The sequence below is a fragment of the Streptomyces sp. NPDC059456 genome (assembly GCF_042750055.1).
In the GTDB taxonomy this organism is placed as follows: Bacteria; Actinomycetota; Actinomycetes; order Streptomycetales; family Streptomycetaceae; genus Streptomyces.
The window spans coordinates 1-4486 of record NZ_JBHYVA010000522.1 but is presented as its reverse complement, the minus strand read 5'-3'; the positions used below and the strand labels follow the sequence as shown (position 1 = coordinate 4486).

Below are 4486 nucleotides of genomic sequence, written 5' to 3'. Positions count from 1 at the left end.
CCCCCCCCACCCCCCCCCCGCCCCCGCCCCCCGGGGGGGCCCCGTTTCCCGCGGTGAGGCGGCGGCGATCAGTACGAGCGCGCGACGATCGCGAGCGTACCGGGGGCGTCGTCCGCCTCCGGAACCGACCCGTCCTCGGCGATCAGGCAGCGGACGGAGACCGCCTGCTCGCCCAGCTTGGCCTCGCCCTCGGGGCCGAGGTCGGCCCACGGGATCCGCGCCCAGCCGCCCGCGACGGCGGCCTCGGCGGCCTCCTCGATGGTGGAGACGTCGGTGGTGCGGGCCAGGCGGCGCTCGCGGGACTCGCGCAGCAGCTGCGCCTGGTCCTCGTCCAGCACCTTGGGCAGCAGGTCGGCGAGCGCGTCGATCTGCACGGGCTCCTTGCCGCCCGGGATCCGGCGGGCCAGCATCGCGGTGCCGGCCTCCAGGTCGCGGGGGCCGATCTCGACGCGGACCGGTACGCCCTTGAGCTCCCAGTCCACGGCGCGGCGGCCGAAGGGGGTGTCGACGCGGTCGTCGACGTGGACGCGGAGGCCTGCGGCCTTCAGCTGCGCACCGAGCTCGCGGACCTTGGTGACGGCCTCGTCGCCCTTGATCGCCATGACGACGACCTGGACGTGCGCCAGGCGCGGCGGGACGCGCAGGCCGTTGTCGTCGCCGTGGGACATGATCAGGCCGCCGACCATGCGGGTCGAGACGCCCCACGAGGTCTGCCAGACGAGCTCCTGCTTGCCTTCCTTCGACAGGTACTGCGTGTTGAAGGCCTTGGCGAAGTTGGTGCCGAGCTCGTGGCTCGTGCCCAGCTGCAGCGCCTTGCCGTCACCCATCATGCCTTCGAGGGTGAGGGTGTTGATGGCGCCGGCGAAGCGCTCCTTGGCGGTCTTGCGGCCGAGCACGACGTCGATGCCGAGCACGTTCGTCATGAAGTCGCCGTACACGTCCCTGTGGATGCGCGCGGCGTAGTCGCGGGCGTCCTCGTACGTGGCGTGGGCGGTGTGACCCTCCTGCCAGAGGAACTCACTCGTACGGAGGAACACGCGCGGGCGCATCTCCCAGCGGACCACGTTCGCCCACTGGTTGATCAGCAGGGGCAGGTCGCGGTAGCTCTGGACCCACTTGGAGAAGTAGTCGTTGATGATCGTCTCGGAGGTGGGCCGGACCACGACCGGCTCTTCCAGCTCCTTGCCGCCGCCGTGCGTGACGACCGCGAGCTCGGGGGCGAAGCCCTCGACGTGCTCGGCTTCGCGCGTCAGGTACGACTGCGGGATGAACAGCGGGAAGTACGCGTTCTGGGCGCCCGCGTCCTTGATGCGCGCGTCCATCTCCTGCTGCATCCGCTCCCACAGGCCGTAGCCGTACGGCCGGATGACCATGGTGCCGCGTACCGGACCGTTGTCGGCCAGCTCGGCCTTGTTGATCAGATCCTGGTACCAGCGGGGGAAATCCTCCGCCTGGGGGGTGAGAACGGGTGCCTTTGCCATGGCGCGAATGGTACGGCGCCGGGCGCGCCGAGCGTGAATCGGGTGGCGCACTCCTCTGGACGCGGGGGCGAATGGGGAGTTCTCTGGCAACGGGGGCAAGGGGGCGACAAGGAATCAGGAGCGCTCTTTCGATGACACCGACGCCGACGGCGACGCTCGTCGCCCGGGACTGGGCGGAGATCCAGGAACGGATGCTGGTACCGCTGTACGAGGCGGTCTACGACCGGCTGGAGGTCGGGCCGGGCGACCGGCTGCTCGGCCTGGACTGCGGGTCCGGGCTGGCGCTGCTGCTGGCTGCGGGCCGGGGAGCCGTCGCCACGGGTGTGGAGGCGGATCCGGCCCGGCGCGCGCTGGCGCGCGAGCGGCTGCTGGAGGTGGTCCCGGCCCCGCCGGGCGGCGCGCGCCCGTACGACGTGCTGCTGGCCTTCTCGCCGTCCGCGGCGGCCCTGGACGCGGCCCTTGCGGCGGTCCGGCGGGGCGCGGCGGTGGTCCTGGCCGACTGGGGTCCGGCGGAGCGGTGCACGGTGCCCGCGGTGCTGGGCGGCGGGCCCGCGCCGCAGGACCTGGACGCGGTGGTGGCGGACGCCGGGCTCTCGCCGGACGGGTCGGGGCGGGTGTTCTGCCCCTTCGGGTACGCGGACGTGGACAGCGCGGTACGGGGGCTGCTGTCGACGGGGCTGTACGAGTCCTCGTCCGATCCGGCGCAGGTCGAGAAGGAGCTGACGGAGGCCCTTCACCCGTACGAGCGGCCGGACGGCACGGTGTGGCTGCCGAACATCTTCCGGTACGTGATCGCCCGCGTGCCGTAGCCGTCCCGCGGCCGCGCACGGGGGCGCGGGCCCGGGGCCGGAACCGCGACCGGAACCGCGACCGCGACCGCGACCGGGACCGGGACGGGAACCAGGGCCGGGACGGGAAACGGGGCCCGCGCCGCTACTTCGACAGGCGCGGGATGCCCGCGGCCTCGTAGGCGGCGGGCTCGTCCAGGGTCTCGTTCGCCAGCAGCGCCTCGGTCAGGGCGTCGAGTTTCGGCCGGTGTTCGCGCAGCAGCCGGCAGGCCTCCTCGTAGCACTCGTCGACGATGCGCCGCATCTCGTGGTCCACCACGTCCAGGGTGGCGGGGGCGGCGAGCAGCCCGTACGGGCTCTGCGCGTCCGCCGGGATCGCGGTGAGGCGGCCGACGCGTTCGCTCATGCCCCAGCGGCCGACCATGCCGCGGGCGAGGTTGGTGACCTGTTCCAGGTCGTTCTCCGCGCCCGTGGTGATGACGTCGAAGACGACGTGCTCGGCCGCCATGCCGCCCAGCGCGCCGATGATCCGGCCGCGGAGGTAGTCCTCCGTGTAGGAGTAGCGGTCGGCGTCGGGGGTCGAGAGGGTGACGCCGAGCGCCCTGCCGCGCGGCACGATCGTGATCTTGCGGACCGGGTCGGCGCCGGGCTGGAGCATGCCCAGCAGGGCGTGGCCGCTCTCGTGGTAGGCCGTGCGGCGGCGCTCGTCCTCCGGCATGACCAGGGACCGCGCCGCGCCGAGCTGGACCTTCTCCAGGGCGTCCATGAAGTCCGCCCGGGTGACCTGGGTCTGCTTGCGCTTCACGGCGAGGAGGGCGGCTTCGTTGGCCAGGTTGGCGAGGTCGGCGCCGGTCATGCCGGGGGTGGTGCGGGACACCTGGCCGAGGTCCGCGTCGGCGGCGAGGGGGATCTCGCGGGTGTGGATCCGCAGGATGGCTTCGCGCCCGGCCCGGTCGGGCGGGGAGACCGACACCGTGCGGTCGAAGCGGCCGGGGCGGGTGAGCGCCGGGTCCAGGACGTCGGGCCGGTTGGTGGCGGCGAGGACGACCACGCCCTCCGAGCCGGAGAAGCCGTCCATCTCGGTCAGGATCTGGTTCAGGGTCTGTTCGCGCTCGTCGTGGCCGCCGAGGCCGGCGCCGCCGCCGCGGGCCCGGCCGATGGTGTCGATCTCGTCGATGAAGACGATCGCGGGGGCCACCTTCCGGGCTTCGGAGAAGAGTTCGCGGACCCGGGAGGCGCCGACGCCGACGATCATCTCGATGAACTCGGAGGCGGAGGCGGAGAAGAACGGCACCCCGGCCTCGCCCGCGACCGCCCGTGCCAGCAGCGTCTTGCCCGTGCCGGGCGGTCCGGCGAGCAGCACCCCGCCGGGCATCCGGGCGCCCAGAGCCCGGTACTGCTGGGGGTGCTTGAGGAAGTCCACGACATCGCTGAGCTCGCCCTTGACCTCGTCGATGCCGGCCACGTCGGCGAAGGTGGTGCGCTTGCCGCCCTCCAGCTCGACGGGCCGGGGCGGCTGTTTGCGGCCCAGGCCGCCGGCGCCACCCAGGGCGGAGCCCATGCGGCGGGCGATGAACACCCACAGCAGGACCAGCAGCAGCATGGGGGCCAGCGAGATCAGCAGGTTGGCCAGGAAGCTGCGCTGCACGACGACCGGGGAGGCGGTGACGACGACGTTGTGCCGGGTGAGGTTCGCCCACAGCTGGTCGTCGGCGAACGCCGGGCGCTGGGTGACGAACTTCGTGTAGTGGCCTTTGTCTCCGTCGGGCAGCGGCTGCTCGGTCTTCAGCTCGCCCTGGATCGCGTCGCCCTTGGAGTAGATCTTCGAGACATTGCCGTCGGCGACCTGCTTGCTGAACTCCGTGTAGGAGATCGTCGGCTCGTCGCCCTCGTTGAAGAACGACAGCACGACGTTGGTGACGAGGAAGACGATCAGGGCGGCGAGGATCAGCCCGCGCCAGCCCCCGGGCATCCGCCGCCTGGGCGGCGGTGAGGGCGGGGCTCCCTCGGAGCGCCAGGGCGTGTCGGCGCGGTCACGAGGCGGTACGGGGGTGGGGCTGGGCACGTGGCCTCCTTACTGCCGTCCTCGTGGCCGACGATAAGGGATATAACGCACCATTGCGCCCGCTGAGGACATGGGAAAGGGGGCCGGGCCCGGGGGTCGGCGGGGGGCCGCGGGCCACGGGCCCCCCCCCCACAAGGTATAAGAGTTTATAA

Annotated in this window: 3 protein-coding genes; 1 reads left to right on the top strand and 2 read right to left on the bottom strand. The window is 72.6% G+C overall.

What is annotated here, in order from left to right; all coding sequences use genetic code 11:
• Positions 1-68 precede the first annotated feature (68 nt).
• Positions 69-1481, bottom strand: a complete 1413-nt coding sequence (gene proS / locus ACFXA3_RS32250) for a proline--tRNA ligase (RefSeq protein WP_385192600.1) — start codon at positions 1479-1481, stop codon at positions 69-71.
• Between the two features lie 131 nt (positions 1482-1612).
• On the opposite strand from proS, the gene ACFXA3_RS32245 reads away from it, so the two are divergent.
• Positions 1613-2290, top strand: a complete 678-nt coding sequence (locus ACFXA3_RS32245) for an SAM-dependent methyltransferase (protein WP_385192598.1) — start codon at positions 1613-1615, stop codon at positions 2288-2290.
• Positions 2291-2414: 124 nt separating this feature from the next.
• Here the strand turns inward: ACFXA3_RS32245 and ftsH are convergent, their stop codons facing one another.
• On the bottom strand, positions 2415-4334 hold the full coding sequence (ftsH, locus tag ACFXA3_RS32240; RefSeq protein ID WP_385192596.1) for an ATP-dependent zinc metalloprotease FtsH: 1920 nt from the start codon (positions 4332-4334) through the stop codon (positions 2415-2417).
• Positions 4335-4486: the final 152 nt, after the last annotated feature.

Excerpts from the sequence above, each read along its gene's own strand:
- ACFXA3_RS32245 (WP_385192598.1), top strand. The coding sequence starts at position 1,613 with ATGACACCGACGCCGACGGCGACGCTCGTCGCCCGGGACTGGGCGGAG.
- proS (WP_385192600.1), bottom strand. The coding sequence starts at position 1,481 with ATGGCAAAGGCACCCGTTCTCACCCCCCAGGCGGAGGATTTCCCCCGC.